This window comes from Sphingomonas sp. 22R3R2A-7 (genome assembly GCF_036856055.1).
Taxonomy (GTDB): Bacteria; Pseudomonadota; Alphaproteobacteria; order Sphingomonadales; family Sphingomonadaceae; genus Sphingomonas.
Window position 1 is genome coordinate 3,442,158 of sequence record NZ_JASPFR010000001.1, and the last position, 16,276, is coordinate 3,458,433.

13 protein-coding genes, 1 tRNA gene and 2 pseudogenes are annotated in these 16,276 nt (G+C 66.8%); 6 read left to right on the plus strand and 10 right to left on the minus strand.

Annotated elements, in window-relative coordinates:
- Nucleotides 1-128 precede the first annotated feature (128 nt).
- Nucleotides 129-821 (minus strand): FadR/GntR family transcriptional regulator, encoded by a 693-nt coding sequence (locus QP165_RS16465; RefSeq protein WP_235532340.1) that lies wholly within the window; start codon nucleotides 819-821, stop codon nucleotides 129-131.
- Between the two features lie 28 nt (nucleotides 822-849).
- Nucleotides 850-2,196, minus strand: coding sequence for a GntP family permease (locus QP165_RS16470; RefSeq protein ID WP_056022310.1), 1,347 nt, complete (start codon nucleotides 2,194-2,196; stop codon nucleotides 850-852).
- A gap of 375 nt (nucleotides 2,197-2,571) precedes the next feature.
- On the opposite strand from QP165_RS16470, the gene QP165_RS16475 reads away from it, so the two are divergent.
- The 3 genes and pseudogenes from QP165_RS16475 (at nucleotide 2,572) to QP165_RS16485 (ending at nucleotide 7,820) form a co-directional block, all read left to right on the plus strand.
- Entirely contained in the window at nucleotides 2,572-2,772 is a 201-nt protein-coding gene (locus QP165_RS16475) for a helix-turn-helix domain-containing protein (RefSeq protein WP_056022313.1), read from the plus strand.
- Between the two features lie 142 nt (nucleotides 2,773-2,914).
- Nucleotides 2,915-5,912, plus strand: a pseudogene (locus tag QP165_RS16480) (glycosyl hydrolase family 28-related protein).
- A gap of 90 nt (nucleotides 5,913-6,002) precedes the next feature.
- A complete protein-coding gene (locus tag QP165_RS16485) occupies nucleotides 6,003-7,820 on the plus strand; it encodes a DUF885 domain-containing protein (protein WP_333996416.1) in 1,818 nt (605 codons plus the stop codon).
- Between the two features lie 94 nt (nucleotides 7,821-7,914).
- Here the strand turns inward: QP165_RS16485 and QP165_RS16490 are convergent, their stop codons facing one another.
- From QP165_RS16490 to QP165_RS16505, 4 genes are read right to left on the minus strand one after another with little or no spacing between them, the layout of a single operon-like run.
- Complete coding sequence (locus QP165_RS16490) at nucleotides 7,915-8,796, minus strand: hypothetical protein (RefSeq protein WP_333996417.1); 882 nt, start codon at nucleotides 8,794-8,796, stop codon at nucleotides 7,915-7,917.
- Nucleotides 8,797-8,812: 16 nt separating this feature from the next.
- Nucleotides 8,813-10,594: a PAS domain S-box protein gene (locus QP165_RS16495; RefSeq protein WP_333996418.1), complete on the minus strand. Its 1,782-nt coding sequence runs from the start codon at nucleotides 10,592-10,594 to the stop codon at nucleotides 8,813-8,815.
- Between the two features lie 3 nt (nucleotides 10,595-10,597).
- Complete coding sequence (locus QP165_RS16500) at nucleotides 10,598-10,963, minus strand: CsbD family protein (protein ID WP_056021520.1); 366 nt, start codon at nucleotides 10,961-10,963, stop codon at nucleotides 10,598-10,600.
- 34 nt (nucleotides 10,964-10,997) lie between these two features.
- Complete coding sequence (locus QP165_RS16505) at nucleotides 10,998-11,318, minus strand: hypothetical protein (protein ID WP_235532360.1); 321 nt, start codon at nucleotides 11,316-11,318, stop codon at nucleotides 10,998-11,000.
- Here QP165_RS16505 and QP165_RS16510 point away from each other — a divergent pair.
- The gene (locus QP165_RS16510; RefSeq protein WP_333996419.1) at nucleotides 11,305-11,781 is read left to right on the plus strand and encodes a hypothetical protein; all 477 of its coding nucleotides are present in this window, start codon (nucleotides 11,305-11,307) and stop codon (nucleotides 11,779-11,781) included. The two genes, QP165_RS16505 and QP165_RS16510, sit on opposite strands and share 14 nt — an antisense overlap.
- Before the next feature lie 48 nt (nucleotides 11,782-11,829).
- Nucleotides 11,830-13,487: pseudogene (locus QP165_RS16515) on the plus strand (glycoside hydrolase family 43 protein).
- A 7-nt stretch (nucleotides 13,488-13,494) separates the two neighbouring features.
- On the opposite strand, the gene QP165_RS16520 reads toward QP165_RS16515, so the two are convergent.
- Nucleotides 13,495-13,570: transfer RNA gene (locus QP165_RS16520), tRNA-Arg, on the minus strand.
- A gap of 141 nt (nucleotides 13,571-13,711) precedes the next feature.
- On the opposite strand from QP165_RS16520, the gene QP165_RS16525 reads away from it, so the two are divergent.
- Nucleotides 13,712-14,377 carry a queuosine precursor transporter gene (locus QP165_RS16525; protein WP_333996420.1) on the plus strand — a complete coding sequence of 222 codons (666 nt, stop codon included), beginning with the start codon at nucleotides 13,712-13,714 and terminating at the stop codon, nucleotides 14,375-14,377.
- Nucleotides 14,378-14,482: 105 nt separating this feature from the next.
- Here QP165_RS16525 and purQ read toward each other — a convergent pair whose 3' ends face one another.
- The 3 genes from purQ to purC are packed head-to-tail and all read right to left on the minus strand — an operon-like array spanning nucleotide 14,483 to nucleotide 16,158.
- Nucleotides 14,483-15,151 (minus strand): phosphoribosylformylglycinamidine synthase subunit PurQ, encoded by a 669-nt coding sequence (purQ, locus tag QP165_RS16530; protein ID WP_333996421.1) that lies wholly within the window; start codon nucleotides 15,149-15,151, stop codon nucleotides 14,483-14,485.
- Entirely contained in the window at nucleotides 15,148-15,378 is a 231-nt protein-coding gene (gene purS / locus QP165_RS16535; RefSeq protein WP_333996422.1) for a phosphoribosylformylglycinamidine synthase subunit PurS, read from the minus strand. Before purS ends, purQ begins: the two co-directional genes overlap by 4 nt.
- A complete protein-coding gene (gene purC / locus QP165_RS16540) occupies nucleotides 15,379-16,158 on the minus strand; it encodes a phosphoribosylaminoimidazolesuccinocarboxamide synthase (protein ID WP_031396310.1) in 780 nt (259 codons plus the stop codon).
- Nucleotides 16,159-16,276 lie beyond the last annotated feature (118 nt).

Genomic DNA, 16,276 nt, shown 5'->3' on the forward strand with positions numbered 1-16,276 from the left:
TCGACTGGCTGTCCAGTTCTACCCCGTTTCGTTGCAGCCATGGTGTACGATATGGCGGGGCATCGGGCATCTACGACCAACGTCGCAATTCGGTGGGGGGCCGGCTGTGGTGCCCGGCCGGTGGGTCGTCAGGGCATCAGCCGCTTGCGCCCCTGCGACAGGTGCCAGCGCATCGCGAGCGCGGCGCCGTCGGCGTCCTGTGCGCGGATCGCTTCGACGATCGCGTCATGCTCGTCCATCATCGCCTTGATCGCCTCTGGCGGGCGCGACCGCGAGATGTCGACGCCGGCACGCAGGATCCGCATCACCGCGTCCTCGAGATGGTCGAAGACATGGACGAACGCCGCGTTCGCGGTCGCCTCGACGATCGCGCGGTGGAGCAGCCAGTCCTCGTCATGCGCGGGGGCGTTGGACAGCAGCGCGGCGCGAAGCGCCTCGAGCGTCCGTTCGATTGCATCGAGCTGCTGGCGCGACCGGCGTTGCGCCGCCAGACGCGCGGCTTCCGCCTCGAGCACGAACCGCACCTCGTACGTCCCGAGCGTCGTCGCCAGCGCATCCATCGGCATGTGCGTGCCGAGCCGTTCGGACGGACGGCGCTTCACATAGGAGCCTGCGCCGCGGCGCGCCTGGGTGATGCCGTCCGACGCGAGCCGGGCAAGCGCCTCGCGGACGATCGTCCGCGACATGCCGAACGTCGCCGCGAGCTGTGCCTCGGCGGGGAGCCGGTCGCCGACCGCGAGCCCGTCGCGCGCGATGATCTGGACGATCGCGGTATAGGCGCGATCCGCCAGTCGACCTTCGGCCGGAAGCGACCGTTCCACGCGTGTCTCCTGAGACAGGGTATTGGAATCAGACGACATAGCTCATGGCCATGACCATCGCGAGCCCCACCACCGAGATCGTCGTCTCCAGCATCGACCACGTCCGGAACGTGTCCGCGGTGCTCGTCCCGACATAGCTCTTGACCAGCCAGAAGCCCGGATCGTTGACGTGGCTGAAGAACACCGAGCCCGCGCCGACGGCGAGCACGACGAGTTCGGGCGACACGCCCGACCCGGCGACGACGCCCGGCATGATCCCGACGGCGGTGATCGTCGCGACCGTCGCCGACCCGGCGGCGAGGCGGATCCCGACCGCGACCAGCCAGCCGAGCAGCAACGGCGATATCGCGTACATCAGCACCGTCCGCGCGAGCAGGTCGGACAGTCCGGCGGTGACGAGCACCTGTTTGAGCGCACCGCCCGCACCGATCGCGAGCAGGATCGCGCCCGCCGCGCCCATCGTCTCGTGCCAGACGGCATCCTGGATCGCCGCCTCGCGCAGGCGTCGCCCGAACAGCAGCGGCAGCGCGAGCAGGTTGGTCAGCAGCAGCGCGATCACCGGGTTGCTCGCCGCGACGAGCCATGCGGTGCCCTTGAGGCCGGGGATCATCTGGCCGAGCTCGCCCGTCGCGATCATCAGCACGGGCAGCAGGACGATCAGCAGCGCGGAGGGGCGCGGCGGGGCAGGGATCGACAGCCCGGCATCGTGGAGCACCGGCTCCACCAGCCGCACGCCGCGCGTCGTGAACCGGGCGAGCACGGGGCCGGCGAGGATCGCTGTGGGGATGGCGATGATGATGCCGTAGAGCATCGTCCGCCCGAGATTGGCGCCGAGCGCCTCGACCGCGAGCAGGGGCCCCGGATGCGGCGGGACGAGCGCGTGCACCACGCCGAGCCCGGCGAGCGCGGGCATGATCAGCCTGAGCTTGGCGGCGTCGCGGTCCGCCGCATCGCTGCCCGCCATTTCCTCGGCGGCGGCGACCACGATCGGCAGCAGCAGCACGAGCCCCGTCTCGAAGAACAGCGGCAGCCCGACGACGATCGCGATGCCCAGCGTCGCCCAGGGCGCCGCGCGCGCGCCGGTCAGCTGCAATGCCCCCTTGGCAAGCGACGCGGCGGCGCCCGACAGATGCAGCATCGCGCCGAGCGAAAGCCCCAGCGCGACGACGAGCCCGGTGCCGCCAATGATGTCGCCCACGCCCTTCTGCACCGCCTTGGCGACGTCGGGCAGCGGCAATCCGGCGAGGAGGCCGACCGTGAAGGCACCGCATAGCAGACCGATGAACGGATGCAGCCGTCCGCGCACGATCATCACCACCGCGAGCAGGATCCCCGAGACCGCCGCGATGACCAGACGCAAGTCGCTGCCGATCACCGATGCGTGCCCGGCAGGCGTGATGTCGGCAGCGCAGATCGGGTCTGCTGGGGTCGTGCCATCGTGCATGTCCTCTCGATCCGACGGCGTCTTCGCCTGTCGCTCATGGCAGGATCTGTACGACAGACTTTTTCAATCTGGCAAGAAAAAGGCTTGATTGGGAACAAATGAACGCGCCATACCGAAAACCTGTCCAACCGAATCCGCACAACCGGATCGCAGAAGCAACAGTCGAAGCCGGGTCGCGGTGATGTGCCGCCGCCACAAAAGGCCGCGAAAACAGGGAGGATGACCATGGAAGCGACCGCATTCGACATCCGCGATCCGTCAGCCGCAGCCGCAGCCGCGAACGGCACGCCGGGCGCGCACGGCACGATGCCCCGTCTCACGCCGACGCAGATCAAGGTGCTGCGCGGCGTTCATTCGGGATTGCTCAACAAGCAGATCGCGTTCGACCTCGGGATCGCCGAGGCCACGGTGAAGGTCCACATGACCGCGCTGATGCGCAAGCTCAACGTCCGCAACCGGACGCAGGCGGCGATCGTCGCGCAGGGTCTTGCGATCGGCGGATCCTAGCACCGCCGCATGGCGCGGCCGGTGCGCTCTGCGCCGGACCGTCCCCATGCCCGACGACGAGAACGACGATAACGACGGCCGTGGCACATGCTGCGCGGACGGCCTGGCCCTACACGACGCGACCAGCGACGGGAGACGGATGATGGATGTGAGATGGCTGCTTTGCGGGGTGGCGCTGCTGCTCCCGTCCCCGGCTCTGGCAAAGACCAGCTCGGTCTATCTCAGCGCGCCGGGGGATCCGCGCGCGATCACCGTCCGCGGGGTCGGCGATGGGCGGGCCGACGACAGTGCTGCGATCCAGCAGGCGATCGATGCCGCCGCGGCGGACGGGAAAGGCGGGGTCGTGTTCCTGCCGTCGGGCCGATACCGGATCAGCCGGACGATCTTCGTGCGGTCTGCCGTGCGGATCTTCGGCGTCGGTGCGACGCGACCCGAAATCCTGCTGGGCGACGGTGCGCAGGGGTTCGGATCGGGCGTCGCGGCGATGGTCAGCTTCACCGGCGAAGACCAGTACCGCGTCGGCAAGGCGCCCGTGCCGCCGCGCACCAGCGTACCGTTCGACCCGAGCATCTTCGATGCGACATCGAGCACCTTCTATTCGGCGATCTCGAACGTCGATTTCAGGATCGGCACGGGCAATGCCGGCGCCGTCGCGGTCCGGTTTCGCGTCGCGCAGCACGGGTTCATCCGGCACTGCGACTTCCATATCGGCTCGGGTCTGGCGGGCGTGTATCAGGCGGGCAACGAGTTCGAGGACCTTCGCTTCTTCGGCGGACGCTATGGGATCATGTCCGAAAAGACGTCGCCGGCGTGGCAGTTCACACTGATCGATTCCGACTTTGACGGGCAGCGCGATGCGGCGATCCGGGAACATGAGGTCGACCTGACGCTCGTGAACGTCGCGTTCCGCAACACGCCGGTCGGGATCGAGATCGACCGCGGCCATTCGGACTCGCTGTGGGGCAAGGACGTCCGGTTCGAGAATGTCAGTCGCGCGGGCGTCGTCATATCCGTCGAGAACAGCGTCTTCACGCAGATCGGCTTCGACAACGCCGTGGCCGCGAACACCCCGACCTTCGTCAGCTTCCGCGACAGCGGCAAGACGATCGCCGGCGCCGCCGCGCGCTACCGCGTCAACGACTTCTCCTATGGGCTGAAGCTCGCCGGTCTCGGGACGATCGGCGCTTATGCGACCGATATCGACATGGCGCCGCTGTCACGGTTGCCGGCCCGGCGCGCGCCCGCAATCCGCGCGCTGCCACCGGTACGGTCGTGGGCGAACGTCCGCGATCTGGGCGTCAAGGGCGACGATACGACAGACGACACCGCCGCGCTGCAACGTGCGATCGATACGCACCGCGTGCTGTATCTGCCGATGGGTCGGTACCGCGTGACGGAAACGCTCAAGCTGCGCCCTGACAGCGTCCTGATCGCCCTGCATCCGAGCCTGACGCACGTCTATCTGCCCGACGAGACGCCCGCCTATATGGGGGTCGGCGGCGCCAAGGCGTTGATCCAGAGTGCAAAGGGGGGCGATGCGATCGTGTCCGGGCTCGGGCTGTGGACGGGGGTGTCAATCCGCGTGCGACCGCGCTGCTCTGGCGCGCGGGCGAGGCGTCGCTGGTCAACGACGTCAAGATCCAGGGCGGCGGCGGGACCGTGCTGACCAAGGGGAGCCCGATCGGCTTCGGCGACCCCCGCGCGCGCTTCGACGGCCAATATCCCAGCATCTGGGTGACCGATGGCGGCGGCGGTACCTTTGCCGCGCTCTGGTCGCCGAACACGCTCGCATCGGCCGGGTTCTACGTGTCGAACACCAGGACGCCGGGGCACGTCTATCAATTGTCGGCCGAGCATCACTATCGGGCGGAAATCGTCCTCGATCATGTCGAGAACTGGGAGTTTCTCGCTCCCCAGACCGAACAGGAGGTTCGCGACGGGGTCGAGGCGGTCTCGACCGAGATGCGGAACTCGCGCAATATCCTGTTCGCCAATTACCATGGCTACCGCGTCACGCGGACCGCCGGACCGATGGACGCGGCGGTCAAGCTCTACGCATCGGGCGATATCCGCTTTCGCAACGTCCATGTGAACGCCGAGAGCGGGTTCGCGAGCTGCGACGCCAAGGGGTGCGGGACGTTTCTGCGCGCGAGCAAATACCCGTTCGAGAACGCGATCCTCGACGTGACACGGCAGCAACAGGTGCGCGAGCGCGAGTTTGCGCGGCTCGATGTCCCGGCGGCACCCGCGCTCGCCGCGACGACCTCGGCGATCCCCGTCTCGGCCGGCGTCGAAAAGCTCGCGGGCGGGTTCTACTCGATCGCCGGCGGCGCGGTCGACGCGCAGGGCAAATTATACTTCATCGACCGTCATTTCCAGCGCATCCACAGCTGGACCAAGGCGGGTGGGCTGTCGATCGTCGCGGATGCGCCGCTCGATGCGGTCAACCTCGCGGTCGACGGCTCGGGGAGCCTGCTCGTCCAGTCCTCGGCGGGCCGCGACGGCAGCGTGTACAGCATCGATCCCGCCAAGCCTGACGACGTCCGCGTGATCGCACCGACCGCGACCCGGCCGCACCGCCAAGCGCGCACGCTGATGCCCGTCAACGTGTGGGCAAACGGTGAATTCGACGACCGGATCGACCCTGTGACCTATCAATACCCGACGATGGCCGACCTGTTCGCCGCCAAGCTGGGCGAGACGCGCGCGCAGGAATATGTCTCGCCCGACGGATCGCTCTCGCTGCCCGCTTTTCGCGTGTGGAACCAGGGGCCTGACGATCATCGCGGGTGGCGCTGGTCGGACACGCTCGACGCCTATGGGCTGGTCGGCACCCGGCCGGGCGAGCGCGTCGTCCTGACCAACGGGTCGGAGAACCGGACGTATAGCGGGCTGGTCGGCGACGCAGGACAGGTAACCGACCTGAAGGTCGTCGCCGATCGCGGCGGAGAGAGCGCGACGCGCGACGCGGCGGGGAACGTCTATGTCGCGAACGGGCAGGTGTTCGTCTATCGGCCCGACGGCGCGCTGGCACGACGGATCGACGTGCCCGAACGCCCGCTCCAGCTCGTGATCGGCGGGGAGGGGGGCGTACGCTGTTCATCCTGACGCATCACGCGCTGTACGCGACCGCGCTCTGAGGCGGGGCGGCGAACGCTAAAAAGCGGGACGGTGCGATTGCGTCGGGCGGGGCGGCGGGCGAGAAGCGCGCATTCCCACAGGAGACTGCCATGCGTTTCGCCCTTGCCCTCATGCTGTTGCCGACGATCCCGCTCGTCCTGACGGGTGCGTCCGCACCGGCCCAGACGCCGCAAGCGTCGAAGACCGGGGTGCAGGATGCCGCGCTGCTCGCGTTTCTCGACGAGTCCTATGACGCGCAACTCGCGCTCAGCCCGGAATCGCAGACGCAGCTGGGTCTGAAGACGAATTACGATCGGCTCGACGACTATACCGACGCCGCGGCGCTGAGGTCGCAGGCGCTGTCGGAGCGGCAGCTCGTCGCGATGCATGCGCAGTTCAAGCCCGAGATGCTCGGCGAAAGCGCACGCGTCAGCTACCGGCTGTTCGAATATGAGGTCGCGCGCGGCCGGGCCTCTCTGCCGTTCCGGACGCTGCGTTTCCCGGTGTCGACCAATGGCAGCCCGGCGGGGGACATCCCCGTGCTGCTGATCAACAACCACAAGGTGGCCAGCGTCGCGGATGCGCAGGCCTATATCGCACGGCTTCGCGAGACCGAGCGAGTGATGCGCGAGGTGTCGGCGACGATGCGGGCTCAGGCCGCCGCCGGGATCATTCCGAACAAGGTCAATTTCGCCCCCGCACGCGCCGATGCACGCGCGGTGATCACGGGTGCGCCGTTCGACACGGGGCCGGATTCGACGATCATGGCCGACTTCGCGAAGAAGGTCGCGGCGCTGGATGCACCCGCGACGACCAAGACGAAATTGCTGGCGGAGGCGCGCGCCGCGCTGACGGGGCCGTTCCGTCGCGGCTACGACACGATGTTTGCGACGCTCGACGCGATCGAGCCGCTGTCGAAGGGCAATTTCGGCGCGTGGAGCCTGCCGAACGGCGCGGCCTATTATGCCGATCGGCTCAAGAATTCGACCACCACCGACCTCACCGCGGACCAGATCCATGAACTCGGCCTCAAACAGGTCGCGGCGATCCGGCAGGAAATGGAGGCGATCAAGCGCGAAGTCGGGTTCACGGGTACGCTCGAGCAGTTCTTCGACAAGATCCGGACCGATCCGGCGCTGAAATATCCCAATACGGCGGCGGGTCGCGAACAGTATCTGGGGGATGCGCGCGGTGTGATCGCATCGGTGATGGTGGCGGCACCGCGCTATTTCCGGACCTTGCCCAAGGCGCCGCTCGAGGTGCGCGCGGTCGAGAAATGGCGCGAGGGGACGGCGTCGACCGCCTTCTACAATCCCCCGTCGGCGGACGGATCGCGGCCGGGCATCTATTACGTCAACCTCGTCGACATGAACCAGACGCAGAAGGTGCAGGTCGCGGGCATCGCCGCACACGAAGGCGCGCCGGGTCATCATTTCCAGATCGCGCGACAGCAGGAGCTGACCGGCATCCCGAAGTTCCGCAAGTTCGGCGGATATGGCGCGTATATCGAGGGCTGGGGGCTGTATTCGGAGCGGCTCGCGAACGAGATGGGGGTCTACAAGACGCCCTATGACCGGTTCGGGATGCTGTCGCTGCAGGTGTGGCGCGCGATCCGGCTCGTGCTCGACACCGGCATCCATTCACGCCGATGGACGCGCGAGCAGGCGATCGCGTATTTCAAGGCGAACAGCTCGGTCTCGGACACCGACATTGCCCGCGAAGTCGATCGTTATTTCAACTGGCCGGGCCAGGCGACCAGCTACATGGTCGGGCAGCTCAAGATCACCGCGCTGCGCAAGCGCGCCGAACAGGCGCTGGGGCCGAAGTTCGACATCCGCGACTTCCACGAGGCGGTACTCGACCAGGGCGCGCTGCCGCTCGACGTTCTGGACGAGCAGGTCGAGCGCTACATCGCCGCGCATAAATAGGCGAGACCGGGGGTGACGGCGGCACGGCAGGGCCGGTCGCCGTCACGACAGGTGGAGCGGCGTCGATCACGGGGATGATCGACGCCGTCTTCGTTCAGACGCGGCGGCGACGCGTCGCGGTGGTTGCGCCGAAGCCGGCTGCGGCGGCACCGACCAGCAGCGCGATGACGATCATGAACGACGTCCCTGCGGCGGCACCGGCGGCGGTGTCGGTCGCCGACTTGGCGGTGTCGATCGTCTCGTTCTTGGTCTTGACGAACTGCGCCTTGGCACGCGTCACCTGTGCCTGAGCCTCGGGACGGCTGATCTGGCGCTGCGCCGCGACGATGTCGACGATCCGGCGTTCGGCCTGGACGCCGTCCTGGCCACCACGGGCAAGCGCGGGGAGCTCCTTGGCGATTTCCTTCTGCGCCTGTTCCGGCGTCATCCGTGCCGGGTCGGACGGTGCGTCGGAGAGATAGGCAGCGGCCTCCTCGCGGACGTCGCCCGTATCGACGCCGGCGACATCGGCGACCTTGGGTGCTGCAGCACCGATACCGGTGCCGGCAGCCGATGCGACCGAACCGACGGTGCGGAAGGCCCCACCGATGATCCCGCCGACGGCCGAGGTGAGCAGGTACATCGTCAGGATCAGCGTCACGCCCCAGACGACCAGACCGTGAACCAGCCCGTCGAACCGGTCATGCACGCCGGCAACGCGCGCCGCCGCATAGCCACCCGCGCCAAGCGCGATGACGGTGGTGATGAGCCAGTAGATCCCGGCACCGATGCCGAAGCCCGCCGCGCCCGGCGTCGTGCCCTCGACCGGATCAACCATCGTCAGGCCGATGCCCGTGCCGAGGATGCCGAGCACAAGCTGAACCGCGATCGCGAGCACGACGCCTGCAAAGATCGCGCCCCACGACAGGCGCGTCACGCTTTTGCCGTAGCGTGCGTCGTCGACCGGCAAAACGCCGGGTGTCACATTGGTCGTCATAGAATCTCCTGTTGTATCAAAGCTGTCGACGGACGCGCTTAGTCCTTGTCGTCCGTATCGATGGGGGTGTGGCGGGGTGTTCGGCACGCGCCTGACGCGCGCCGGCCGCGGTCTCGCGCGATCCCTGCTGCTCGACCACCGGATTGCCGATGATCTTGCCGATCGCTTCCTGCACCGATCCCTTCGCCTGCCGCGCACGGCCCTTCGAGGCCGCGTCCGCCGGCTCGATGCCGTCTGCCTTGGTGCCTTTGGGCTTGGGGGTGGTCATGATGCAGTCTCCAGCGGTGGGGTGCCGCGATCGTGCGAAATCGTCACCGACTCGCCGTCGAAGCCGCGCGCGCGCGCCCAGGCCGCGGCGGCGTTGCGGCGATTGACGCCGATCTTCGAATAGATTCTGCGCGACGTGGTTGCGCACGGTGTTGCCCGAGACGTCGAGCGTTCGCGAAATCGATTTGTCGTCGAGCCCGCGACAGATCAGCGCGAGCACGTCGCGTTCGCGCGGGGTGAGTTCGTCGAGCCCGACGCCCGGCGGTTCGGCCTGCGGCGTCCGGATCCGCGCGAGCTTTTCCATGATCGACCGGCTCAGCCAGCTCGTATCCTGCATCACCGCCTCGATCGCGCGGACCAGCTCGCGTTCCGACGCCTTGCGCACGCTGATGTCGCGCATCGCCCACAGCACGCACGTCTCGCCCGCGAGCTCGATCTGTTCGGCGGATACGATCCCGTCGAGCACGTCGCCCGCCTTGGTCCTGATCCGCACCTCGCGGTCGCGGATCGATCGGCCTGCGCGGATTTCGGCGTCGATCGCGTCATCGAGGCCCGGCGTCTCCCACAGGCCGACCTCGCTCAGCGGTCGGCCGATGATCTCGTCCGCCGAAAAGCCCGTCAGGTCGGTGAACGTCTCGTTGACGTCGCACAGCCGGTTGCCGTCGAGCGTACCGATCGCAAGCGCGACGGGCGCCCAGGCAAAGGTCCGCGTGAACCGTTCCTCGCTCTGGCGCAGCGCGGTCTCCGCCTTCCGGCGCGGCTCGAGATCGGCGAACGTCAGCAGCATGCAGGGCTCGTTGCCCATGTCGATCGGCTGACCCGCGACGATCACCAGCTTGGTGCTGCCGTCGGGCAGGGTCAGGTCGGCTTCCATCTGTGGGATCGTCCGCCCCTGGCACAGCCGTTCCTTCGCGAGGTCGCGCTTCTCGGCGTTCGCCAGCACGTCGATCGCATAGAGCGTCTCGCCCAGCACCGCGTCCTGCGTATGACCGGTCATGTCGAGGAAACCCTGGTTGACCTTCACATAGCGCAGATCCGCCAGCCGGCAGATGATCGCCGGCGCGGGGTTGGCGTTGAACGACTGTTGAAACCGATCCTCCGCCTCGAACTGCGCCGAGACGTCCTGGATGATCATGACGAGGCATTCCGGCTCGTCATTGTCGTCGGTCAGGACGAGGCTCCGCACCTGATGCGTCCAGCGCGGTTCGTCCTCGCCGGCGACCGCGACCTCGACGACGACTTCCGAAAACGCCTCGCCCGATACGACGCGCTCGATCGGGTAATCGTCGCCGGCGACCTTGTGGTTGTTGCGGTAGCGCAGCTGGAAGCGCTGTCGATAATCATCGACCGTGCCGCCGAGCTGCACGACCGCGTCGACCCCGTGCATCCCCAGCGCGGCATCGTTCGCCCACAGGATCGACTGATCCGGATCGACGAGGATCACGCCTTCGTCGAGCCCCGCGATGATCTGGCGCAGGTGGCGCAGATCCGCGGAGTCGCGAAGCGTCTTGAGGACAGGGGCCGTCGCCATGACTTAGTCGCGACGTCCGTGGACGAGCCATGCGATGCCGTAGCCGATGGCAGCAGCGCCGAGTGCCCAGAGAAGGGGAGCATCCTCGGCGGATGCCTGCGCTGCATGCGCGCCACGACGGGCAGCTTCGGCAGCACGCTCACCGGCATCGCGCGCCTCGGCGCCGATCTTGTCGGCAAGCTCGGGTGCGCCGTCGACCGCATCACCGATCGCGGACTTCGCGCGGCCATAGAGGTTCTGCGCGCCGCCCGCGACCTGGTCGACGACGCCGTCGACCTGCCAGTCGCGGCTGTTGACGGTGTCGCCGACGGCCTTCTCGACCTTGCCGCCGACGTAGCGCGTACCGCCCTGGAATTCGTCCTTGTTCATGTCGTCATCCTTTGGTTGAGGGGATCGATGGGGTTCAGGGCAGCACGCCGCAGCCCGCCGCGGCCTTGCCCACTTCCAGCGCGATCGCCGGATCCTTCACTTCGCCCGCAACGCGGATCAGATCGGACGGGGTAAGCACGCCTGGCGTCGTGTCGTCGCGACGATAAGCGGTGGCCGCCTTGCCCAGACGCTGGAGCTGGCCGAGCGAGAGATTGGCCTGGAGCCGCGTGCCGACGCAATCCGCGCGCGAGGCGTCGAGGCCGTAGCGCTGCAGGCCCGTTGAAATGCGCGTCGCCGGAGCCGCACATCCAACGATGGGCAGGGCGAGTGCGAACGGCGCGATGATCGCGATCACTCTTTTCAAGGCTGCATCTCCGGCTCTGCCGGGCGCATCATCGCATCCGGACCGGACGCTTAAACCTCAAGCCGGTTTGCAAGTTCCTGGTATTTATGTGTCTATAATTGGGCCAAAAATACCATCCTGCTCCGGGTTAGTCAGCACCCCTGTCGTGGTACATCCGGGCGAATTTCTCATGAAGTCGCCGCGTCGCGACATCGTCCGCGACGCTCGCGCGGCCCCGATGCCATTCGGCACGGCGCTGGAAATAGGCGGCGTCGTCTTCGTCCTTCGCCTGATCGATCTGGTCCGTCGTCATCACAGTGCATCCCTCATGTTTGCCACGTTGATAGACGCCGACAGATCGCTGTGCGTGATCCGCAAGGACTATGCCGGGGGTAGAATCGTCAGCGGGCGCCCCGCGGACCTTTTCACCGGCGGCAAGATGCGGTTACTGTCATGGGAGCGGTATCAATTGTGATCCACTCCATGAGGTGGACGCGCGCCAATGGACGAGGATCTTTACCCCATGCGACTTCGAACGCTGTCAGCAGCCTTGACCCTGCCGCTTCTCGCAGGGGCCGCATTGGCCGCGGAGCCGGCGCGGTTCAGCCGGTTCACCTATGAGGGGCGCTCGCAGGAACGCGTGACGGTCGGTCCCGGCGAGTATCGCAATCCGATCCTGTCGGGCTATTATCCCGACCCGTCGATCACGCGCGTCGGCGACGACTATTACATCGTGCTGTCGTCGTTCGCGCATTTTCCGGGCCTGCCGATCTTCCGCTCGAAGGATCTCGTTAACTGGACGCAGATCGGCAATGCGATCGATCGCCCCGAGCAGCTCGATTTCAAGGGGATGCGCACCTCGCAGGCGGTCTTCGCGCCCGACATCTCGTATCACGACGGCGTGTTTTACATCGTCAACACCTGCGTCGAGTGCAAAGGCAATTTCGTCATCACCGCCAGAGACCCGGCCGGACCCTGGTCGAACCCGATCTGGTTGCCGTTCGAGGGGATCGACCCCTCGATCTACTGGGAGGGCGACCGCGCCTATATCGTCAACAACCGGGCGCCCGACGAGCCGCCGCGGTACGACGGGCACCGCGCGATCTGGATCCAGGAATATGACTGGCGAGCCGGCAAGATGGTTGGCGAGAGCACGCAGCTGATCAATGGCGGGGTCGATATTACCAAGAAGCCGGTCTGGATCGAGGGGCCGCATATCTTCCGCAAGGACGGTTTCTACTATCTGAGCGCGGCGGAGGGCGGCACGAGTGTCAATCATTCGCAGGTGATCCTGCGCGCCAAGGCACTGCGCGGGCCGTACCAGCCTTTTGCCGGCAATCCGATCCTGACGCAGCGCGACCTTCCCGCCGATCGGCCCGATGCGATCACCTCCGCGGGGCATGCCACGCTGATCGAGACGCAGACCGGGCAATGGTGGGCGAGCTTCCTTGCGGTGCGCCCCTATACTGGCGACTTTTACAATATCGGGCGCGAGACGTTCCTGCTCCCGGTGACGTGGAAGGATGGCTGGCCCGTGATCCTGCCCCGGGGGAAGGCGATCCCGTTCGCCGCGACCGCCCCGGCCTTGCCACGCGGTGCGAAGCCCGTGCTGCCGACCAGCGGCGATTTCGGCTATGTCGACGAGTTCGACGGCAAGACGCTCGCGATGCAGTGGGTCGGCGTGCGGACGCCGCGGACGCCGTTCTACACGCTCGATCGTGGCGACCTCGTGATCACCGGCGGCGCGCCGATCGGCGACATCACCGGCGTTCCCGGCTTCGTCGGACGCCGCCAGCAGCACCACGTCGCGACGATCGGCACCACCGTCCGCTTCACCCCTTCACAGGACGGCGACCGCGCGGGGCTCGTCGCGATGCAGAGCGACGCGAGCTATCTGTTCTTCGGCATCACGCGCATCGCCGGCACACCCGTCGTCGCGCTCTACACGCGTGACAAGGGGGCGCCGAGCGGCTGGTCGGATCGGCACCGCTTCAAAAGACCGGGCCTGTGACGCTGACGCTTCGGGCCGACGGCGGGACGCTGGCATTCGATTACACGGTTGCGGGGACCAGCCGGACGCTGGCGGACAAGGTCGATGCGCGGTTCCTGTCGACGCGCACCGCAGGCGGGTTCACGGGGACGCTGGTAGGTCCCTATAGCTGGTCGCGATCAAGCCAATGACGAGGATTGGCGCGCCCGGAGGAGTCGAACCCCCGACCGAGGAGGTAGAAGCTCCTTGCTCTATCCAACTGAGCTACGGGCGCGCACGGCCACCGATTAGCGCGCATTGCGCGGGCTTGGAACCATGATCATAACCCGGCGATGAATATCGTCGAAAACGTTCCCCCGCACCCGTCGCGGCGCATGCGGTACAGGGTGGCCGGTTCCGCTATTTCGACTTCGTGATGGCGGCATTCGTCACCATCCTGCTGTTGTCGAACGTCATCGGGGCGGGCAAGCGCGCGGTCATCGATCTGCCGCTGATCGGGGTCTGGCCGTTCGGGGCAGGGATCCTGTTCTTCCCCGTCAGCTACGTGCTCGGCGACATCCTGACCGAGGTGTATGGCTATGCCTATGCACGCCGCTGCATCTGGGCGGGGTTCGGCGCGATGCTGTTCATGGTCGTGATGTCCGCGGTCGTGGTCGCGTTGCCGCCCGATGCCGGGTGGACCGGGCAGGCCGCGTATGAGTCGGTGTTCGGGCAGGTTCCGCGGATCGTGTTCGCGTCGATCGCCGCTTTCTGGGTCGGGGAGTTCGCGAACAGCTTCGTGCTCGCGCGGATGAAGATCTGGACGGGGGGCCGCATGCTGTGGACGCGCACGATCGGCAGCACCATCGTCGGGCAGGCGTTCGACAGCCTGATCTTCTATCCGCTCGCTTTTTACGGCGCGCCCGACTGGCCGGTCGAGGCGATGCTGCTGGTGATGGTCAGCCAGTTCGCGCTGAAGGTGTCGTGGGAGGTGCTGCTGACGCCGCTGACCTATCTCGCCGTGGGATGGCTCAAGCGGCGCGAGGGGGTCGACGTGTATGACGAGGGGACGAACTTCTCGCCGTTCCGAACGCGGGTTTGACAGTCCGTCATCCCAGCGGAGGCTGGGATCCAGGGCCACAAACGATGCCGTTCCTGGCTCTGGATCCTGGGTCGAGCCCAGGATGACGGTCTATGCGCTGACGGGTTAGGCGCTGACGGCTTCCATCAGGCCCTCGAACAGGCGACGACCATCGGTGCCGCCGTGCGCGGCTTCGATGCGGCGTTCGGGGTGCGGCATCATGCCGAGCACGTTGCCTTTGTCGTTGAGCAGGCCCGCGATGTTGCGCGCGGAGCCGTTGACGCTTTCGGCATAGCGGAACGCGACGCGGCCTTCGCCTTCGAGGCGGTCGAGCGTCTCGGTGTCGGCGAAGTAATTGCCGTCGTGATGCGCGACCGGGAAGGACACGCGCTCGCCCGCCTTGTAGCCCGACGTGAAGCGCGACTGCGCGGTCTCGACGGTCAGCGCCACGTCGCGGCAGACGAAGTTCAGCCCCTCGTTGCGCATCAGCGCACCGGGAAGCAGCCCCGCTTCGGTCAGCACCTGGAAGCCGTTGCAGATGCCGAGCACGGGCAAGCCCTTGCCCGCCTGCTCGACGACCGCGCGCATGATCGGCGAGCGTGCGGCGATCGCGCCCGAGCGCAGATAGTCGCCGTAGGAGAAGCCACCGGGCACTGCGACCAGCCCGACATCCGCGGGGAGGTCCGCGTCACCGTGCCAGACCATCAGCGGCTTGACGCCGGTCACTTCCTCCAGCGCGACGGCGATGTCGCGGTCGCAGTTGGAGCCTGGGAACACGATGACCGCGGTCTTCATGCGCGCTCGACCCGGTAGTTCTCGATCACCGTGTTGGCGAGGAGCTTGCGGCACATGCCGTCGATCGTCGTGTCGTCGGTATCGTCGGCGACCTCGAGTTCGATCAGCTTGCCCTGACGGACGTCCTGCACGCCGTCGAAGCCGAGGCTGCCGAGTGCATGATGGATCGCCCGGCCCTGCGGATCGAGCACGCCGGGCTTGAGTGTCACGAAAACCTTCAGTTTCATTTACTTGCCCCGGTTCTTGCGATGCTTTTCGAGGTCGAGGACCGAATTGTCGCCACCTTCGGGCAACAGGCCAAGACGGCGTGCAACCTCTTGATAGGCTTCGACTTCGCCGCCCAGATCACGGCGGAAGCGATCCTTGTCCATCTTCTCGTTGGTTTCCATGTCCCACAGACGGCAGCCATCGGGGCTGATCTCGTCCGCGAGGATGATCCGGCCATAATCGTTGTCGAAGATGCGGCCGAATTCGAGCTTGAAGTCGACGAGGCGGATGCCGACGCCGGCGAACAGCCCACACAGGAAATCGTTCACGCGGATCGCGAGGTCGGCGATGTCGTGCATCTCCTCCTGGCTCGCCCAGCCGAACGCGGCGATATGCTCGTCGGAGATCATCGGATCGCCGAGCGCATCGTCCTTGTAGTAATATTCGATGATCGTGCGGGGCAGCTTGGTGCCCTCCTCGATCCCGAGACGCTTCGAGATAGAACCCGCGGCGACGTTGCGCACGACGACCTCGATCGGGACGATCTCGACCTGGCGGATCAGCTGCTCGCGCATGTTGAGCCGGCGGATGAAGTGCGTGGGCACGCCGATATGATCGAGCAGCGTGAAGATGTGCTCGGAAATCCGGTTGTTGAGCACGCCCTTGCCGTTGATCGTGCCCTTTTTCTGGGCGTTGAACGCGGTGGCGTCGTCCTTGAAATACTGGATCAGCGTGCCGGGCTCGGGACCCTCGTAGAGGATCTTGGCCTTGCCTTCGTAGATCTGGCGGCGGCGAGCCATGCGCGGTCCCCTGAAAAGTGAGCGGCCCCGGCCCCCACGAAACGGATCGCGGAGCCGGAGCCGGGATAGGCCGCGCCTATAGGCGAAGGGCGCGGGGGTGCAATCGGATCGGTACGCT

Excerpts from the sequence above, each read along its gene's own strand:
- QP165_RS16495 (WP_333996418.1), bottom strand. The coding sequence starts at position 10,594 with ATGGCGACGGCCCCTGTCCTCAAGACGCTTCGCGACTCCGCGGATCTG.
- QP165_RS16500 (WP_056021520.1), bottom strand. The coding sequence starts at position 10,963 with ATGAACAAGGACGAATTCCAGGGCGGTACGCGCTACGTCGGCGGCAAG.
- QP165_RS16525 (WP_333996420.1), top strand. The coding sequence starts at position 13,712 with ATGGCGGCATTCGTCACCATCCTGCTGTTGTCGAACGTCATCGGGGCG.
- QP165_RS16475 (WP_056022313.1), top strand. The coding sequence starts at position 2,572 with ATGCCCCGTCTCACGCCGACGCAGATCAAGGTGCTGCGCGGCGTTCAT.
- purC (WP_031396310.1), bottom strand. The coding sequence starts at position 16,158 with ATGGCTCGCCGCCGCCAGATCTACGAAGGCAAGGCCAAGATCCTCTAC.
- QP165_RS16490 (WP_333996417.1), bottom strand. The coding sequence starts at position 8,796 with ATGACGACCAATGTGACACCCGGCGTTTTGCCGGTCGACGACGCACGC.
- QP165_RS16510 (WP_333996419.1), top strand. The coding sequence starts at position 11,305 with ATGATCGCGATCACTCTTTTCAAGGCTGCATCTCCGGCTCTGCCGGGC.
- purS (WP_333996422.1), bottom strand. The coding sequence starts at position 15,378 with ATGAAACTGAAGGTTTTCGTGACACTCAAGCCCGGCGTGCTCGATCCG.
- purQ (WP_333996421.1), bottom strand. The coding sequence starts at position 15,151 with ATGAAGACCGCGGTCATCGTGTTCCCAGGCTCCAACTGCGACCGCGAC.
- QP165_RS16485 (WP_333996416.1), top strand. The coding sequence starts at position 6,003 with ATGCGTTTCGCCCTTGCCCTCATGCTGTTGCCGACGATCCCGCTCGTC.